The 17,651-nt window shown below is 70.3% G+C and carries 9 protein-coding genes, 1 tRNA gene and 1 rRNA gene; 1 reads left to right on the forward strand and 10 read right to left on the reverse strand.

Annotation, left to right across the window (positions count from 1 at the left end; all coding sequences use genetic code 11):
- Nucleotides 1–23: 23 nt before the first annotated feature.
- The 7 genes from ACI2LY_RS08205 to ACI2LY_RS08235 all read right to left on the reverse strand — a co-directional run bounded on the left by ACI2LY_RS08205 (nt 24) and on the right by ACI2LY_RS08235 (nt 13,245).
- Nucleotides 24–569 (reverse strand): CinA family protein, encoded by a 546-nt coding sequence (locus ACI2LY_RS08205; protein ID WP_404706426.1) that lies wholly within the window; start codon nt 567–569, stop codon nt 24–26.
- A complete protein-coding gene (gene pgsA / locus ACI2LY_RS08210; RefSeq protein ID WP_404706427.1) occupies nt 566–1,309 on the reverse strand; it encodes a CDP-diacylglycerol--glycerol-3-phosphate 3-phosphatidyltransferase in 744 nt (247 codons plus the stop codon). The genes ACI2LY_RS08205 and pgsA overlap by 4 nt, the downstream gene beginning before the upstream one ends.
- Nucleotides 1,306–2,790, reverse strand: coding sequence for a 30S ribosomal protein S12 methylthiotransferase RimO (rimO, locus tag ACI2LY_RS08215; RefSeq protein ID WP_404706428.1), 1,485 nt, complete (start codon nt 2,788–2,790; stop codon nt 1,306–1,308). The genes pgsA and rimO overlap by 4 nt, the downstream gene beginning before the upstream one ends.
- Before the next feature lie 103 nt (nt 2,791–2,893).
- Nucleotides 2,894–3,739 (reverse strand): helix-turn-helix domain-containing protein, encoded by an 846-nt coding sequence (locus ACI2LY_RS08220; RefSeq protein WP_389006045.1) that lies wholly within the window; start codon nt 3,737–3,739, stop codon nt 2,894–2,896.
- A gap of 281 nt (nt 3,740–4,020) precedes the next feature.
- On the reverse strand, nt 4,021–6,741 hold the full coding sequence (locus tag ACI2LY_RS08225; RefSeq protein WP_404706429.1) for a DNA translocase FtsK: 2,721 nt from the start codon (nt 6,739–6,741) through the stop codon (nt 4,021–4,023).
- A gap of 125 nt (nt 6,742–6,866) precedes the next feature.
- Entirely contained in the window at nt 6,867–7,544 is a 678-nt protein-coding gene (locus ACI2LY_RS08230) for a two-component system response regulator (protein WP_404706430.1), read from the reverse strand.
- A 241-nt stretch (nt 7,545–7,785) separates the two neighbouring features.
- Complete coding sequence (locus tag ACI2LY_RS08235) at nt 7,786–13,245, reverse strand: HAMP domain-containing protein (protein ID WP_404706431.1); 5,460 nt, start codon at nt 13,243–13,245, stop codon at nt 7,786–7,788.
- Between the two features lie 344 nt (nt 13,246–13,589).
- Here ACI2LY_RS08235 and ACI2LY_RS08240 point away from each other — a divergent pair, with 344 nt between their 5' ends.
- Entirely contained in the window at nt 13,590–16,346 is a 2,757-nt protein-coding gene (locus ACI2LY_RS08240) for a SpoIIE family protein phosphatase (protein WP_404706432.1), read from the forward strand.
- A gap of 85 nt (nt 16,347–16,431) precedes the next feature.
- Here the strand turns inward: ACI2LY_RS08240 and ACI2LY_RS08245 are convergent.
- The 3 genes from ACI2LY_RS08245 to rrf form a co-directional block, all read right to left on the reverse strand.
- Nucleotides 16,432–16,504 (reverse strand) — tRNA-Thr (locus ACI2LY_RS08245).
- An 85-nt stretch (nt 16,505–16,589) separates the two neighbouring features.
- On the reverse strand, nt 16,590–17,255 hold the full coding sequence (locus ACI2LY_RS08250; protein WP_404706433.1) for a DegT/DnrJ/EryC1/StrS family aminotransferase: 666 nt from the start codon (nt 17,253–17,255) through the stop codon (nt 16,590–16,592).
- 120 nt (nt 17,256–17,375) lie between these two features.
- Nucleotides 17,376–17,492 (reverse strand): 5S ribosomal RNA (rrf, locus tag ACI2LY_RS08255).
- Nucleotides 17,493–17,651: the final 159 nt, after the last annotated feature.

Consider the following 17,651-nt stretch of genomic DNA (forward strand, 5'->3'; position numbering starts at 1 on the left):
GTGTTCACTCAGGGCTGCAAACATCAAAACCCCCCGTTCCGTTCCGTATCCTGTGCCCGCTCATTCGCGGTCTGTTCGCCCACAAGCTCCCGTAGAAGCAGTGTCAGTACGCTCCGTACACTCTCCATACGAATTTCCGCACGGCCGCCGTTCAACCGCAGGGCCTCCACTTTTCCGCCGGGGGCGGAAAGCGAGCCTTGCCGGAAGGGTCCGTCGACCGCCACGAAGACCGTGCCGACCGGCTGCCCGTCCTGCGGATCGGGACCGGCCACCCCGGTGGTGGCGATGCCCCAGTCGGCGCCGAGGGCCTTGCGCACACCGGCCGCCATCTGGGCCGCGACCTGCGGGTCCACCGCGCCGGACCGGGCCAGCAGCCCGGCGTCGACGCCGAGGAGATCGTGCTTCAGCTCGGTGGCGTAGGCGGTGACCGAACCCCGGAACACCTGGGAGGCGCCGGGGACCGAGGTGATCTCGGCGGCGACCAGGCCACCGGTGAGCGACTCGGCGACGGCGAGGGTCTCACCGTTCACTTTGAGTAGCCGCACCAGCTCGATCGCCGTGGGGTTCACGCTTCTCGCTCTTCCAACGCGGCCGCCCGCTCCGCGATTCCCCGGCGGCGCAGCACCATGGCCTGTCTCACATAGTCGAGACCGGTGACGACGGTGAGGACGACCGCCGCGGCCATCACCCACCACCGCAGGGTGGCCAGCCAGCCGGTCAGCGCCAGGACGTACATGCCGACCGCGACGCCCTGGGTGAGCGTCTTCAGCTTGCCGCCCCGGCTGGCCGGGATCACGCCGTAGCGGATGACCACGAACCGCAGCAGGGTGATGCCGAGTTCCCGGCCCAGGATGACCACCGTCACCCACCAGGGCAGGTCGCCCAGGGAGGACAGGCAGATCAGCGCCGCGCCCATGATCGCCTTGTCCGCTATCGGGTCGGCGATCTTCCCGAAGTCGGTGACCAGGTTGTAGGTGCGGGCCAGATGCCCGTCGAACAGGTCGGTGATCATGGCGACGGCGAAGGCCGCCCAGGCGAAGGAGCGCCAGGCCGGGTCGTAGCCGCCGTCGGCCAGCAGCAGCGCCACGAAGCCCGGCACCAGGAGCAGCCGGAGCATGGTGAGCAGATTGGCGACGTTCCAGACGCTGGCCTGGTTGACGGCCGCCGCGGCCAGCTTGCCACCGCGCGGGTGCCGCGCCTCCAGCGCGGCGGCCGGGTCGGAGACCTCCGGAGCACCGTCGACGGCCTGGCCGGTCGCGCTACGCGCGCCGGAGGAGCCGCCCGAGGCGGATGCCGGGACTCCGGTCATCTGGCCGCCTCCTCGCTGCCCATCGAACTGCCCACCGACGAGCCCGGAAGCGGCTCGGCCACCAGGTCGACCCCCTCGGTGCCGACCACCTTGGCCTCGACGATACGTCCCACGGCGAGACCCTCGCCGCTCGTGAGCAGCACCTGGCCGTCCGTCTCCGGGGCCTGGTGCGCGGCGCGGCCGTACACCCCGTCCTCGCCGTCGACAGACTCCACCAGGACGCGCACCGTCTCCCCAAGGCGCTCCTCGGCGCGCTGCGAGACGAGTTCCTCGGCGAGCCGGGAGATGTGGGCGAGGCGCTCGGCGACCACGTCCTCGTCGAGCTTGGTGTCGTAGGTGGCCGCCTCCGTGCCCTCCTCGTCGGAGTAGCCGAAGACGCCGATGGCGTCGAGGCGGGCGCCGGTCAGGAAGCGCTCCAGCTCGGCGAGGTCGGCCTCGGTCTCACCGGGGAAGCCGACGATGAAGTTGGAGCGGACACCGGCCTCGGGGGCCTTGCTGCGGATGGTGTCCAGCAGCTCCAGGAAGCGGTCGGTGTCACCGAAGCGGCGCATGGCGCGCAGCACGTTCGGCGCGGAGTGCTGGAAGGACAGGTCGAAGTACGGCACGACGTTCGGCGTGGAGGTCAGCACGTCGATCAGGCCGGGGCGCATCTCGGCGGGCTGGAGGTAGCTGACACGCACCCGCTCGATGCCGTCGACCTCGGCCAGCTCGGGCAGCAGGGACTCCAGCAGGCGGATGTCGCCCAGGTCCTTGCCGTAGGAGGTGTTGTTCTCGGAGACCAGCATGACCTCCTTCACACCTTGCTCGGCCAGCCAGCGGGTCTCGTTGAGGACGTCGCTGGGGCGGCGGGAGATGAAGGAGCCGCGGAAGGACGGGATGGCGCAGAAGGAGCAGCGCCGGTCGCAGCCGGAGGCGAGCTTAACCGAGGCGACCGGGGAGCCGTCCAGGCGGCGGCGCAGGGGCGCGCGCGGACCGGAGGCGGGCGCGAGGCCGTCCGGGAGGTCGGTCGGACCGTGGCCGGGCAGGGCGACGGCGGCCGCGGACTCCTGGCGCTCGGCCGGGCTGATCGGCAGCAGCTTGCGGCGGTCGCGCGGGGTGTGCGCGGCGTGGACCCCGCCGGACAGGATGGTCTGGAGGCGGTCGGAGATGTCGGCGTAGTCGTCGAAGCCGAGCACGCCGTCGGCCTCGGGTAGCGCCTGGGCCAGTTCCTTGCCGTACCGCTCGGCCATGCAGCCCACCGCCACGACGGCCTGGGTTCTGCCGTGGTCCTTGAGGTCGTTGGCCTCCAGGAGGGCGTCGACCGAGTCCTTCTTGGCGGCTTCGACGAACCCACAGGTGTTGACCACGGCGACATCGGCGTCCCCGGCGTCCTCGACGAGCTGCCAGCCGTCCGCCTCCAAACGGCCTGCGAGCTCCTCCGAGTCCACCTCGTTACGGGCGCAGCCGAGAGTGACTAGTGCGACGGTACGGCGTTCAGGCATGGGCTCAAGACTACTTTGTCTGTCCCGCACCCCATGTCGACGGGGTTGGCCGTTGTTGGCCAACCCCGTCACAGTCCGCTCGCTGAAGGCGCCCGGAAGGGCGTCATCCGACCTCGGGGTCGCCCTTGGTGTACGTGAGGCGTTCCACGGCGCCGGGCCGGAAGTCGTCGTCGATCTTCTTGCCGTTGACGTACAGCTCGATCGCCCCGGCGTCACCGAGGATCAGGTTGATCTTGGTGCTGTCCTGGAAGGTCTTGGACTCGCCCTTGTTCAGCAGGCCGTCGAACAGCATGCGGCCGTTGTGGTCCTTGGCGGAGATCCAGCTCCGCCCATTGGGTGCGGTGACCCGGACGGTCACCTTGTCCTGCGGGGCGGCCGCGATGGCGCTGTCGGACGGGTCGGACTTCGGGGTGGCGGACTGCCCCGTCTTCGGGGTGGGCGCGGCGGACTTGGTGGCGGTCGGCGAGGCGTTGCCCTCGACGGCCTGGGTGTCCGTGTCGCCGCCGGTCTCGGACTTGATGGCGGTGAAGCCGACGAAGCCGATGACGACGACGATCGCCGCGACCATGGCCGCGGTCCAGTTGGGGCCCCGGCGCTCGGGACGGATGCGCTCCGCCTCGAACAGGGGGGCCGCCGGGGTGGGCGCGGGACGGCCGCCGTGCTCGGCGTCGAACCGCGCGATGAGCGGGGCGGGGTCGAGGTGGACGGCCCTGGCCAGGTTGCGGATGTGGCCGCGCGCGTACACGTCGCCGCCGCAGGAGGAGAAGTCGTCCTCCTCGATGGCGTGCACGATGGCGGGGCGGATGCGGGTGGCGTCGCTGACGTCACCCGGGCTCAGCCCGGCCGCGACGCGGGCCTGGCGCAGGGCGGTGCCGACGGAGGGTCCGTCGAGCTCGGGGACGTCGGGGAACGGGGGCTCGTCTTCGGGGGAGTTGCTGCCGATGGACACGGGGGCGCCTTTCGAGCGTGTGAGCCACCTGTGCTGAGCGTTCAGTCTAGGCGGGGTACGAAAGGGTGGGGCAAGCGGGCGAACGGACTTGTACGCCATCGGAACGGCCGGTCAGCCCGACGGCGGGACGGGAGCGGGAGGCCCAGGCGGGTACCTGTACCCCCGCTCTCGCTCAACTTGACGTACTGCGAAGGGAAACGGTTGCCCGCCGATGTTTAACGGGTGGATCACGGCGGTGCCGCCACCCGGCGCAGTCCCGACACGCCGGGTGGCCCGAAGCCCTACCCGTCAGACTCCCCGCGAATCACGGCGAGCACGCCGTCCAGCTCATCAGGCTTCACAAGAACGTCACGGGCCTTGGAACCCTCGCTGGGTCCGACGATGCTCCGGGACTCCATGAGGTCCATCAGACGGCCCGCCTTGGCGAAGCCGACCCGCAGCTTGCGCTGGAGCATGGACGTCGATCCGAACTGGGTGGAGACCACCAGCTCGGCGGCCTGGCAGAGCAGGTCGAGGTCGTCGCCGATGTCCTCGTCGATCTCCTTCTTCTGCTTGGTGCCCACGGTGACGTCGTCCCGGAAGACCGGCGCCATCTGGTCCTTGCAGTGCTGGACGACGACCGCGACCTCTTCCTCGGTCACGAACGCGCCCTGCATACGGGTCGGCTTGCTGTCGCCCATCGGCAGGATCAGGCCGTCGCCCTTGCCGATCAGCTTCTCGGCGCCGGGCTGGTCGAGGATGACGCGGGAGTCGGCCAGCGAGGAGGTGGCGAAGGCCAGCCGGGAGGGCACGTTGGCCTTGATGAGTCCGGTGACCACGTCCACCGAGGGCCGCTGGGTGGCCAGCACCAGGTGGATTCCGGCGGCGCGGGCGAGCTGGGTGATGCGGACGATCGAGTCCTCGACGTCGCGCGGGGCGACCATCATCAGGTCGGCCAGCTCGTCCACGATCACCAGCAGGTAGGGGTACGGCTGGAGCTCGCGCTCGCTGCCCAGTGGCGCGGTGACCTTGCCCTCGCGCACGGCGCGGTTGAAGTCGTCGATGTGCCGGTAGCCGTAGGCGGCCAGGTCGTCGTAGCGCATGTCCATCTCGCGCACGACCCACTGGAGGGCCTCGGCGGCCCGCTTGGGGTTGGTGATGATCGGCGTGATCAGGTGCGGGATGCCCTCGTACGCGGTCAGCTCGACGCGCTTGGGGTCCACCAGGATCATCCGGACGTCCTCGGGGGTCGCCCGCATCATGATCGAGGTGATCAGGCAGTTGATGCAGGACGACTTGCCCGAGCCGGTGGCACCGGCGACCAGCATGTGCGGCATCTTCGCCAGGGAGCGCATCACATAGCCGCCCTCCACGTCCTTGCCGAAGGCGACCAGCATCGGGTCGTCGTCCTCGGCGGACTCCGCGAGCCGCAGCACGTCACCGAGATTGACCATCTCCCGGTCGGTGTTGGGGATCTCGATGCCGACGGCCGACTTGCCGGGGATGGGGCTGATGATCCGCACGTCCGGGCTGGCGACCGCGTACGCGATGTTCTTGGTGAGCGCGGTGATCCGCTCGACCTTCACGGCCGGGCCGAGCTGCACCTCGTAGCGGGTGACGGTCGGGCCCCGGGTGAAGCCGGTGACGTCGGCGTCCACCTTGAACTCGGTGAACACCGTGCGCAGGGAGGCCACGACGGCGTCGTTGGCCGCGCTGCGCGCCTTGCCGGGGCCGCCGCGGGTCAGGAGGTCCAGCGAGGGCAGCGCGTAGGTGATGTCCCCGGAGAGCTGGAGCTGTTCCGCGCGGGCGGGCATCTCGCGGTGCGTCTCGGGGGGCGCCTTGGTGAAGTCGGGGACGCTGCCGTCCGTCTTCCGCTTGCCCGGCACGGGCCGGTCGGCCGGGGCCGGGGAGGGCACGGGGACCGGGGTGGTCTCCTCGCGGTCCCCCACGCTCACGCCCTGGGTGAGGTCGGCGACGACCGGGGACGGCGGCATACCGTGCTGCACGGCGCCGTCGAGCGCGGCGTTGGCCGCCGAGGCCACGTCGATCGCGTCCATCTCGCCCGGCTCCGACCGCGCGGACCTGCGGGGGCGGCGGCGCCGGGTGAGCGCCTCTTCCTCGGCGGCTTCGGGGTCGTAGCCCTGCGGGGCGCCGCGACGGCTCCGAGGGCGCGTGGGCGGCTCGTCGCGCCACTGCTCGTCGTAGCCGTAGCCCTCGTCGTCGTCCAGGTCGGCCGCGTAGTCGTGCAGCACGCCCAGACGGATGCCGAGGGCGCGCAGGCGCCGCGGGATGTGGTTGACCGGGGTGGCGGTGACCACGAGCAGCCCGAACACGGTGAGCAGCACCAGCAGCGGTACGGCGAGCACCTCGCTCATCGTGTACGTCAGCGGGGTGGCGGCGGCCCAGCCGATGAGGCCACCGGCGTCCCTTATGGCCCGCATGCCGTCGTCCCGCGCGGGCGAGCCGCAGGCGATGTGGACCTGGCCGAGCACCCCGATGACGAGCGCGGACAGACCGATGACGATCCGGCCGTTGGCCTCCGGCTGCTCCGGGTGCCGGATGAACCGCACGGCGATGACCGCGAACAGTATCGGCACCAGCAGATCCAGGCGGCCGAAGGCGCCGGTGACCAGGATCTCCACCAGGTCGCCCACGGGTCCGCTGAGGTCGGCCCAGGTTCCGGCGGCGACGATCAGCGCGACGGCGAACAGCAGCAGCGCGACGCCGTCCTTGCGGTGGGCCGGGTCGAGGTTCTTCGCGCCCTGCCCTATGCCCCGGAAGACGGCGCCGACCGCGTGCGCCACGCCCAGCCAGAGGGCGCGCACGAGCCGGTACACGCCCCCGGTGGGGCTGGGCGCGGGCTTCGGCGGCACCTTGCGCACGGGAGCCTTGCGGGGCGGCGCCTTCTTGGCCGGGGCCTTGGCCGGGGCCTTCTTGGCGGCCGCCTTCCTCGCCGGAGCCTTCGCGGGAGCGACCGCCTTCTTGGCGGGCGGCTTCTTGGCTGCGGGGGGACGTGAGGCCATGGGTGTGAGGTTACCGGGGGAGACGACAGCGGACACGTGTGCCCACAGCTTCACCCGTTCGTGTCGCCCCTACCGAGGCGCCAAACTGACGCCCGCTCACGGCACCCCTCGCACCTGAGGGGTCGTCAGCCCTGCGGAGGCAGCGGGGCCGAGCCGTCGGCGCCCGGCTCCAACGCGTCCAGCGCCCGGCGCAGCCCGGTGAGCTTGCGCTCCAGGTGCGCGGCCGTGGCCACCGCCGCGGCGTCGGCGGACTCCTCGTCCAACTGCTTGGAGAGCGCTTCGGCCTGCTCCTCGACGGCCGCGAGCCGCGCGGACAGCTCCGCGAGCAGCCCGGCGGGCTCCTTGCTGTCGACCGTGTCCCTGCCGCCGCCCTCCAACTGGAGCCGCAGCAGGGCCGCCTGCTCCCGCAGCTGGCAGTTCTTCATGTACAGCTCGACGAAGACCGAGACCTTGGCGCGCAGCACCCACGGGTCGAACGGCTTGGAGATGTAGTCGACCGCCCCCGCCGCATAACCCCGGAAGGTGTGGTGCGGGCCGTGGTTGATAGCGGTGAGGAAGATGATCGGGATGTCCCGCGTCCGCTCCCGCCGCTTGATGTGCGCGGCCGTCTCGAAGCCGTCCATGCCCGGCATCTGGACATCCAGCAGGATGACCGCGAAATCGTCCGTGAGCAGTGCCTTGAGCGCTTCCTCCCCGGACGATGCCCGCACCAGCGTCTGATCGAGCGCAGAGAGGATGGCCTCCAGCGCCAGCAGATTCTCCGGCCGGTCATCGACCAGGAGGATCTTGGCCTTCTGCACCATGGCCCGCCCTCCTCGCCCCGGCGGTACACCGGGCGCCGCCCCAGGGGACGACTCCCTTTCGCCGCCCGTCCTTGTGCCGGTCATCGTAGCCGCACCCCGCCCGTCGCCACACCCTGTCACCGCGATGTCACGGTGCACACAGCTCAAACGCGGGCCGAGCCTGGAAGGTTCCCGGAATCCGAGGTTCCCACACCTGGCCCGCGTACTGAACCGCGCCCCCGTGACCGGTCCTGTCGTACCGTCACTCCGGCCGCATCCACTGCCGCATGACACCCAGCAGATGGTCGGGGTCGACCGGCTTGGTGACGTAGTCGGAGGCGCCCGACTGGAGCGCCTTCTCCCGGTCGCCCTTCATCGCCTTCGCGGTCAGGGCGACGATCGGCAGGCCCGCGAACTGCGGCATCCTGCGGATCGCGGTCGTGGTCGCGTAGCCGTCCATCTCCGGCATCATGATGTCCATCAGCACCACCGCCACGTCGTCGTGCTGCTCCAGCACCTCGATGCCCTCGCGGCCGTTCTCGGCGTACAGCACCGAGAGCCCCTGCTGCTCCAGCACGCTGGTGAGCGCGAACACGTTGCGGATGTCGTCGTCGACGATCAGCACCTTCTCGCCGCCGAACCGCACCGCGCGCACCGGCCGCTCGGTGTCCTCCGACGGCTCGATGGTGATCGACTGCTCCGGCCGCTGCTCCGCCGACGGCAGGCTCCGGCGGCGGCGCCGGAACAACGCGGCGGGCCCGGTCTGCGTCTCCCGGTACGACTTCACCTCGGCCGGAGTCTCGACCTGGGGGGCCGTCAGCCGGTCGGACAGCTCCGCCTCCGAGGCGACCAGCTCACCGGCCTCCAGCGGGGGCATGGGCTGCTGGTAGCCCTGCGGCGGCAGCTCGCTCGGGTGCAGCGGCAGATACAGCGTGAACGTGGAGCCGCGGCCCGGCTCGCTCTGCGCGTAGATCTCACCGCCGAGCAGCTGGGCGATCTCCCGCGAGATCGACAGCCCGAGGCCGGTACCGCCGTACTTGCGGCTGGTCGTGCCGTCCGCCTGCTTGAACGCCTCGAAGATCACCCGCATCTTGCTGGCCGCGATGCCGATGCCGGTGTCGGTCACCGAGAACGCGATCAGCTCGGCGTCCGGATCGGTGACCGCGCCCGCCTCCAGCAACTGCTCCCGGATGATCTGCGGCACGTCCGTCCCGGCGGGCCGGATCACCAGCTCCACGGAACCGGAGTCGGTGAACTTCACCGCGTTGGACAGCAGGTTGCGCAGCACCTGGAGCAGCCGCTGCTCGTCGGTGTGCAGGGTCGCGGGCAGCTCCGGGGAGACCCGCACGGAAAGGTCGAGCCCCTTCTCGGCGGTCAGCGGCCGGAAGGTCGCCTCCACGTAGTCCACGAGCTGGACCAGCGCGATCCGGGTCGGGGAGACGTCCATCTTGCCCGCCTCGACCTTCGACAGGTCCAGGATGTCGTTGATCAGCTGGAGCAGGTCGGACCCGGCGCCGTGGATGGTCTCGGCGAACTCGACCTGCTTCGGGGACAGATTGCTCTCCGCGTTGTCGGCGAGCAGCTTGGCCAGGATCAGCAGCGAGTTGAGCGGCGTACGCAGCTCGTGCGACATGTTGGCGAGGAACTCGCTCTTGTACCGCATCGACACCGCGAGCTGCTCGGCACGCTCCTCCAGGACCTGGCGGGCCTCCTCGATCTCGGTGTTCTTCACCTCGATGTCCCGGTTCTGCCGGGCCAGCAGCTCGGCCTTCTCCTCCAGTTCGGCGTTGGAGGACTGGAGCGCCTTCTGCCGGTTCTCCAGCTCCTCCGAGCGGTCCCGGAGCTGCTCGGTCAGCTCCTGGGACTGCTTCAGCAGCTGCTCGGTCTTGGTGTTGACGGAGATCGTGTTGACGCTGGTGGCGATCATCTCCGCGATCTGGTTGAGGAAGTCCCGCTGGATGTGCGTGAACGGCGTGAACGACGCCAGCTCGATCACCCCGAGCACATTGCCCTCGAACACCACCGGCAGCACGATGACCTGGGCGGGCGGGGCCTCGCCGAGCCCGGAGGAGATCTTCAGATAGCCGCTGGGCACGTCCCTGACCAGGATCGTCCGCTTCTCCTGCGCGGCCGTCCCGATCAGCCCCTCACCGGGCAGGAACGAGGTCGGCATCGCACCCGTAGAGCAGCCGTAGGAGCCGAGCATGCGCAGCTCGTACTCCTCCTCGCCGTCCCCGGCGGGGTCCTGGCCGTCGACCTTCGGCATGGTCAGGAAGAACGCACCGTGCTGCGCGGACACCACCGGGGTCAGCTCGCTCATGATCAGCGAGGCCACGTCCGCCAGGTCCCGGCGGCCCTGCATCAGGGCGGAGATCCGGGCGAGGTTGCCCTTGAGCCAGTCCTGCTCCTTGTTCGCGATCGTGGTGTCACGCAGGTTGGCGATCATCTTGTTGATGTAGTCCTGGAGTTCCTGGATCTCCCCGGACGCGTCCACGTCGATCTTCAGGTTCAGGTCGCCACGGGTCACCGCGGTCGCCACCTTGGCAATGGCACGCACCTGCCGGGTCAGGTTCCCGGCCATCTCGTTCACCGACTCGGTCAGGTCCCGCCAGGTGCCGTCCACGTCCAGCACGCGGGCCTGGCCGCCGAGCTGGCCCTCGGTGCCCACCTCGCGGGCGACGCGGGTGACCTCCTCGGCGAAGCTGGAGAGCTGGTCGACCATCGTGTTGATCGTCGTCTTCAGCTCGAGGATCTCGCCCCGCGCGTCGATGTCGATCTTCTTGGTCAGGTCGCCCTTGGCGATCGCCGTCGTGACCATGGCGATGTTGCGCACCTGGCCGGTCAGGTTGGACGCCATCCCGTTCACCGACTCGGTGAGGTCCTTCCAGGTACCCGCCACACCGGGCACGTGGGCCTGGCCGCCCAGGATGCCGTCCGTACCCACCTCACGGGCCACCTTGGTGACCTGGTCGGCGAACGAACTCAGCGTCTTCACCATCGTGTTGATGGTGTCGGCGAGCTGCGCCACCTCACCGCGCGCCTCGATGGTGACCTGGCGCGTCAGGTCACCGTTGGCCACCGCGGACGCCACCTGGGAGATGTTCCGCACCTGCATGGTCAGGTTGTTGGCCATCAGGTTGACGTTGTTGCTCAGGTCCTTCCAGATGCCCGTGACACCCGGTACGTGCGCCTGCCCGCCCAGGATGCCCTCGGTGCCCACCTCGCGCGCCACCCGCGTCACCTGCTCGGCGAAGCTGGACAGCTGGTCCACCATCGTGTTGACCGTGGTGACCAGTTCGAGGATCTCGCCCTTGGCGTCGACCGTGATCTTCTTCGACAGGTCGCCCTTGGCCACGGCCGTCGTGACCTCGGCGATGTTGCGCACCTGGATCGTCAGGTTGTTCGCCATGAAGTTCACGGACTGCGTGAGGTCCTTCCAGGTGCCAGAGACACCCTGCACCTCGGCCTGACCGCCGAGCATGCCCTCCGTACCCACCTCACGGGCCACCCTGGTGACCTCCTGGGCGAACGACGACAGCTGGTCCACCATCGTGTTCAGGGTGTTCTTCAGCTCCAGGATCTCCCCGCGCGCGTCCACGGTGATCTTCTGGGAGAGGTCACCGCGCGCGACCGCGGTGGCGACCTGGGCGATGTTGCGGACCTGGGCGGTGAGGTTCCCCGCCATACCGTTCACCGAATCGGTGAGGTCCCGCCACACACCGGCCACGCCCGGCACCTGCGCCTGACCGCCGAGACGCCCCTCGGTGCCCACGTCACGGGCCACCCGGGTCACCTGGTCGGCGAAGGCGGAGAGCTGGTCCACCATCGTGTTGATGGTGTTCTTCAGCTCCAGGATCTCGCCGCGCGCGTCCACGTCGATCTTCTGCGACAGGTCGCCGTTGGCCACCGCCGTCGTCACCTGGGCGATGTTGCGCACCTGGGAGGTGAGGTTCCCGGCCATGAAGTTGACGGAGTCCGTCAGCTCCTTCCAGGTGCCGGACACTCCGTCCACCCGGGCCTGACCGCCGAGGCGGCCCTCGGTGCCCACGTCACGGGCCATCCGCGTCACCTGGTCGGCGAAGCTGGAGAGCTGGTCCACCATCGTGTTCACGGTGTTCTTCAGCTGGAGCATCTCACCGGACACGTCCACGGTGACCTTCTGCGACAGGTCGCCGTTGGCCACCGCCGTCGTCACCTGGGCGATGTTGCGCACCTGCCCGGTGAGGTTGCGGAAGGCGGTGTTGACCGAGTCCGTCAGGTCCTTCCAGGTACCGGCCGCGCCCGACACCTGCGCCTGACCGCCCAGCTCGCCCTCGACACCGATCTCCCGCGCGACCCGCGTCACCTCGGCACCGAACGCCGACAGCTGGTCCACCATCCCGTTGACGGTGTTCTTCAGCTCCAGCATCTCGCCCGCCACGTCCACCGTGACCTTCTGCGACAGGTCACCGCTGGCCACGGCGGTCGTCACGGCGGCGATGTCCCGCACCTGGGTGGTGAGATTCCGGAACACCGTGTTCACGGAGTCCGTCAGGTCCTTCCACGTCCCCGCCGCACCCGGCACGTTCGCCTGACCGCCGAGGCGACCCTCGGCACCGACCTCGTTGGCCACCCGCGTGACCTCGTCCGCGAAGATCCGCAGCGTCTCGGTCATCTGGTTGATCGTCTCGGCGAGCTGCGCCACCTCGCCCCGCGCGGGCACGGTGACCTTCTGCGACAGGTCACCGCTGGCCACGGCCGTCGTCACCTGGGAGATCCCGCGCACCTGCGCGGTCAGGTTCCCAGCCATCGTGTTGACGGAGTCGGTCAGCTCCTTCCACACCCCGGCCACGCCCGGCACCTGCGCCTGGCCGCCGAGGATGCCCTCGGTGCCCACCTCGCGGGCCACCCGCGTCACCTCGGACGAGAACGAGGAGAGCTGCTCCACCATCGTGTTGACGGTGTTCTTCAGCTCCAGCATCTCGCCGGCCACCTGCACGGTGACCTTCCGCGACAGATCACCACCGGCGACCGCCGTCGTGACCAGCGCGATGTCCCGCACCTGCGCGGTCAGCCGGTTCGCCATCGTGTTGACGGACTCCGTCAGGTCCTTCCAGGAACCCGACATGCCCCGCACCTTGGCCTGCCCGCCGAGCTTGCCGTCGGTGCCGACCTCGATGGCCACCCGCGTGACCTCGTCGGTGAAGTTGGACAGCTGGTCCACCAGGTTGTTGACGGTCCGGCCGACCTTCAGGAACTCGCCCCGCAGCGGATGCCCGGTCCCGTCCGGCGCCTCGGTGCGCAGGTCCATGCGCGGCGACAGATCGCCCTCCGCGACCGCCGTCAGCACCCGGCTGACCTCGGACACCGGCCACACCAGATCGTCGACCAGCGCGTTGGAGTTCTCCACCGCGGCCGCCCAGGAACCCTCGCAGGCACCCGTCTCCAGCCGCTCCGTGAGCTTCCCCTCGCGCCCGACCGTGCGCCGCACCCGCGCCAGCTCACCGGTCAGATGCAGATTGCGGTCGGCCACCTCGTTGAAGACCGCCGCGATCTCCGACATCACGCCGTCGCCGGACACCGTGAGCCGCTTGCGGAAGTTCCCGTCGCGCATGGATTCCAGCGCGGTGAGCAACCGGTTCAGGGCAGCGGTGTCCACCTCGGTGACTCCGCCGCTCCTGCGCGGGGACGGTCGGCCCTTCGCGCGCGTCTTATTGCCCCGCGTCGCTGCGCCAGACTCCACTGTGTCCCTCCCGGAGGGGTAGACCGTCACTGCCGTGCCCGGCCGCGTCGGACCGGTGGTCCGGCGGCATCCAGGGGCTGCTGCCCGTCGTGCACGGAACACACGCAGCCCGAGCGGACCTTCATCAAAATCCTGCCCAGTGTTTCACCCCTGCCGAACCAGGCCATAACAGTTCGGCAGCTTCGCACACGGTTCGCACACCGTGGGGGGTAATCACCGGCGACCGGCATCCACCGCGACGGCGAAGGTAAGTAACCTTGCATCCGGCTGTCCAGCCGCACCGGCCCGACCGGCCTGGTCGCGGCGGCACGAGAAGGACACGGGCATCGGAGGGGCCGCAGAGGATGACCACCGGACTGATCTCGGGGGGACCTCCCCCGGAGCCACGGCCGAAGGGCGAGCGGACCCCGCAGCAGCGGTCCGAACCGGCCGACCCACCGGCCCCGCCCGTCGACGACCACGCAAGGAGTTCCGTGATCACCGCCCGCGCGGCCGCCAGCTTCGAGCCCGTCGGGCGTTCGGTCGCGACCGCCCGCGCCTTCGTCCGCGACACCCTCCAGGGCTGGGGGTTCGCCGACATCGTCGACGACGCCGTGGTGCTCACCAGCGAGCTGGTCACCAACGCCGTGGTCCACGCGGGCACCGAGGCGGAGGTCCTGTGCCTGCGCACCGAGCAGGGCGCACGCGTCGAGGTCTCCGACCGCTACCCCGAGCGCGAGGTCCCGCTGCAGAGCGCGCACGCCGTCATGGGCAACCCCGACCGCGAGGGCGGCCGCGGCCTGCAGCTCTGCGCGGCCCTCGCCACCCGCTGGGGCGTCGAGTACACCCCCACGCACAAGAACGTCTGGTTCCAGCTCGACCTGCCCGAGCGCCAGGTCGGCACCCGCGCCGCCGGACCGGTCCTCCCGCCCGACCTCCTCCCCCTCGCCGACAGCCGGGTCCGCGTGGCCGTCCTCCAGATCGACCGCAAGGGCTGCGTCAGCGCCTGGAACGAGGACGCCGAGGAACTCTTCGGCTACCCCGCGAACGAGGTCATCGGCAAGCCCCTCACCGACCTCGCCGCCTGGCCGCACACCCCCGGCACCGGCACCGGCATCGCCGAGGCGCTCCAGCTCTCCCGCTGGGAGGGCAGCTACGGCATCCGGGGCGCCGACGGCCGCGTCTCCCCCGTCTACGCCTCCCACCTCCGGGTCCGCGACACCGGCGGCGAACCCTCCACGGTCTGTCTCCTGGTCCGCGACCACGAGCGCGCCGTCCTCCAGACCCCCTCCCGCCTCCCCGCGGGCGACCAGGGCGGCTCCGACGGCCAGAGCACGGACCCCTTCGAGGTCTTCATCGGCTCCCCCGCCCCCGACGACCTCGACGGACTCCTCCAGCGCACCGTCGAGCGCGCCCGCGACATGCTCGACGGCGACTCCGCCTTCCTGCTGCTGGCCACCGACGACGAGACGGAACTCGAGGTCCGCGCCTCCACCGGCCTGCCCTCCACCCGCCAGCGCTTCGCCCGCGTCCCCGTCGAGGCGGGCCCCGGCCGCTACGGCTCGGCCCGCATGCCCGCCGTCCACGAGGACCTGAGCGTCATCCCCAGTGCCGCCGTCCCCCTCCTGGCCGGGACCGGCATGCGCTCGGTGGTCACGGTGCCCCTCAAGGTCGAGGGCCGCCTCACCGGCTCCCTCGGCGTCGCCGCTGAGGCACCGGGCCGGTACTCCAACGAGGAGGCGCTGCGCCTCCAGTTCGCCGCCGACCGCATCGCCCTGGCCGTGGAGTCCGCCCGCCTCGGCGAGCTGGAGCGGCTGCGCCGGGGCTCGCTCAGCTTCCTGGTCGAGGCGTCCGACCTGCTCGCGGGCACCCTGGACCGCGACCAGACCCTCGCCCTGATGGCACAGATGACGGTGCCGACCCTGGCCACCTGGTGCGCGGTCTACACGATCAGCGAGCAGTCCGCCGACCCCTACCTGTCGTACGTCCTGCACGAGGACGAGGAGTTCATCGACGGCATCAAGTCGCTGTTGTCGAAGATCCCGCCGCCCGACCCGGTACTGACGCCGGGCGCCCGGGTCTGGCCGCTGCCCGGCGAGGTCGCCCACCAGGCCGCCCTGCGCAGCTCCATGCGCAGCCTGGGTCTGTCCGGCGGACCCACCCAGCAGCTCGCCTCCAGCATCGGCCCGACCCTGGCGACGGCCTCGGCGGTCGGCGGCGAGACGGTCGTGCTGCCGCTGGTGGCCCGCAACCGCGTCATCGGCATGCTGATCCTCGGCAAGCCCACCGACGACCACTTCCGCCAGGAGATCCTGGAGCTGGCCGAGGACCTGTCCCGCCGGGCCGCCCTGGCCCTGGACAACGCCCGCCTCTACTCGGAGCGCACGGCCATCAGCCAGGCCCTGCAGCGCAGCCTCCTGCCCCCCGGCCTGCCGCCCATCGACGGCGTCGAGGTCGATGTCATCTACCGCGCGGCGGGCGAGGGCAACGAGGTCGGCGGCGACTTCTACGACCTCTTCCCCATCGGCGACGGCGCGTACGGCTTCGCCATCGGCGACGTCTGCGGCACCGGCCCGAACGCGGCCGCCGTCACCGGCCTCGCCCGGCACGCCCTGCGCCTGCTGGCCCGCGAGGGCCTGAGCGGCCCGGCGGTGCTGGAGCGGCTGAACTCCGCGATCCTCGACGAGGGCGACCGCAGCCGCTTCCTCACCCTGCTGTACGGCGAGCTGCGCCCCCAGGAGAACGGCGGCGCCGAGCTGAAGGTGGTCTGCGCCGGCCACCCCCTCCCGCTCCGCCTGCGCCAGGACGGCACGGTCACCGCGGCCGCCGAACCCCAGCCCCTGCTCGGCGTCATCGAGGACCTGGAGCTGTACGAGGAGACGGTCACCCTCGACCCCGGTGACGTGCTGCTGTGCGTCACGGACGGCGTCACCGAACGCCGCGAGGGCACCCGCATGCTGGGTGACGACGGCCTCGCGGACGTCCTGACGACCTGTACGGGACTCACGGCGGGCGCGGTCGCGGCGCGTGTGCTGCGCGCGGTGGAGCGGTTCGCCTCCGACGCCCCGTCCGATGACATGGCGATCCTGGCGATGCGGGTTCCGGAGCTTCAGCAGGACTGAGGCTCCGGCCCGCCGCCGGGCGGGCCTGCCTGCGGGCATGCGAAAGGCCCCACCCGATACGGGTGGGGCCTTATTGCTTTCGCTGAGCCCCCAAACGGAATCGAACCGTTGACCTTCTCCTTACCATGGAGACGCTCTGCCGACTGAGCTATGGGGGCCTTGTCGCTTTCGAGGTTTCCCTCGCGGCAACAAGAAGATCGTACCCCGAACGGGCTCGGCTTCCCAAATCCGTTCGCCGCTTGTTCAGAAAGCGGGCTGGAGCAGTCCGCCAAGCGCATTGCAGGCGGAGACGACCCGCTGCATCTCCCGCTTCGTCAGCGCGGGATCGACGGGGAGTGCGAGCGTCTCGTCCGCGGCCCGTTCGGTCTCCGGCAGCGTCCAGGCAAGGTGCCGGAACCCGGGCAGCCGGTGGGCGGGGGTCTGTACGGGAATCCGGCAGGCAACTCCCCTGGCCCGCAGGGCGCGTGCGAACGCGTCCCGGTCGGGCCGCCCGTTCCCCGGCACCCGGACGACGTACTGCTGGTAGGTGTGTCCGTCACCGCTGTCCGGCGTCCGAACTCCCTTGAGGCGGGCGTCCAGATAGGCCGCCCGCTCGCGCCGCCGCACCAACTCCTCGTCGGGGGCGTCGGCTTCCCCCCGCTCCAGCACCAACAGTCCGTGCCGGTGCCCCAGTTCCCGCAAGGGCCGCACGTCGGCCCGTCGGCCGAACCGGTGGACCACGACGACGGCCGCGGTACGGGACGTCACGGCTGCCGCGACGGAGGCCGCGTCCAGGCAGTAGCTGGCCGGGTCTATGTCGGCGAACACCGGGAGCGCGCCCACCAGATCGGCCGCCTCGGCGACTTCGGCATTGCCGAAGGCAGGTACGACGACTTCGTCCCCGGCTCCCACGCCGGCGGCCCTGAGCATTGCTGCGGTACTACCCATGCAGGCGATGCTCGGGGAACGACGTGAACGCCAAGTTAAGGAAAACAAAAAAGGGTTGGTCCCTGAACCGAAGTTCAGGGACCAACCCTTTTATCAAAATTTGTTCGGCGGCGTCCTACTCTCCCACAGGGTCCCCCCTGCAGTACCATCGGCGCTGTGAGGCTTAGCTTCCGGGTTCGATATGTAACCGGGCGTTTCCCTCACGCTATGACCACCGAAACACTATGAAACTATCAGCCGAGCCATGTGTGGCACATGGCTGCTGTTCGTGGTTTCAGAACCAACACAGTGGACGCGAGCAACTGAGGACAAGCCCTCGGCCTATTAGTACCAGTCAACTCCACCCGTTACCAGGCTTCCATATCTGGCCTATCAACC

Origin of the sequence: Streptomyces sp. NPDC002176 (assembly GCF_044903645.1) — a bacterium.
Taxonomy (GTDB): Bacteria; Actinomycetota; Actinomycetes; order Streptomycetales; family Streptomycetaceae; genus Streptomyces.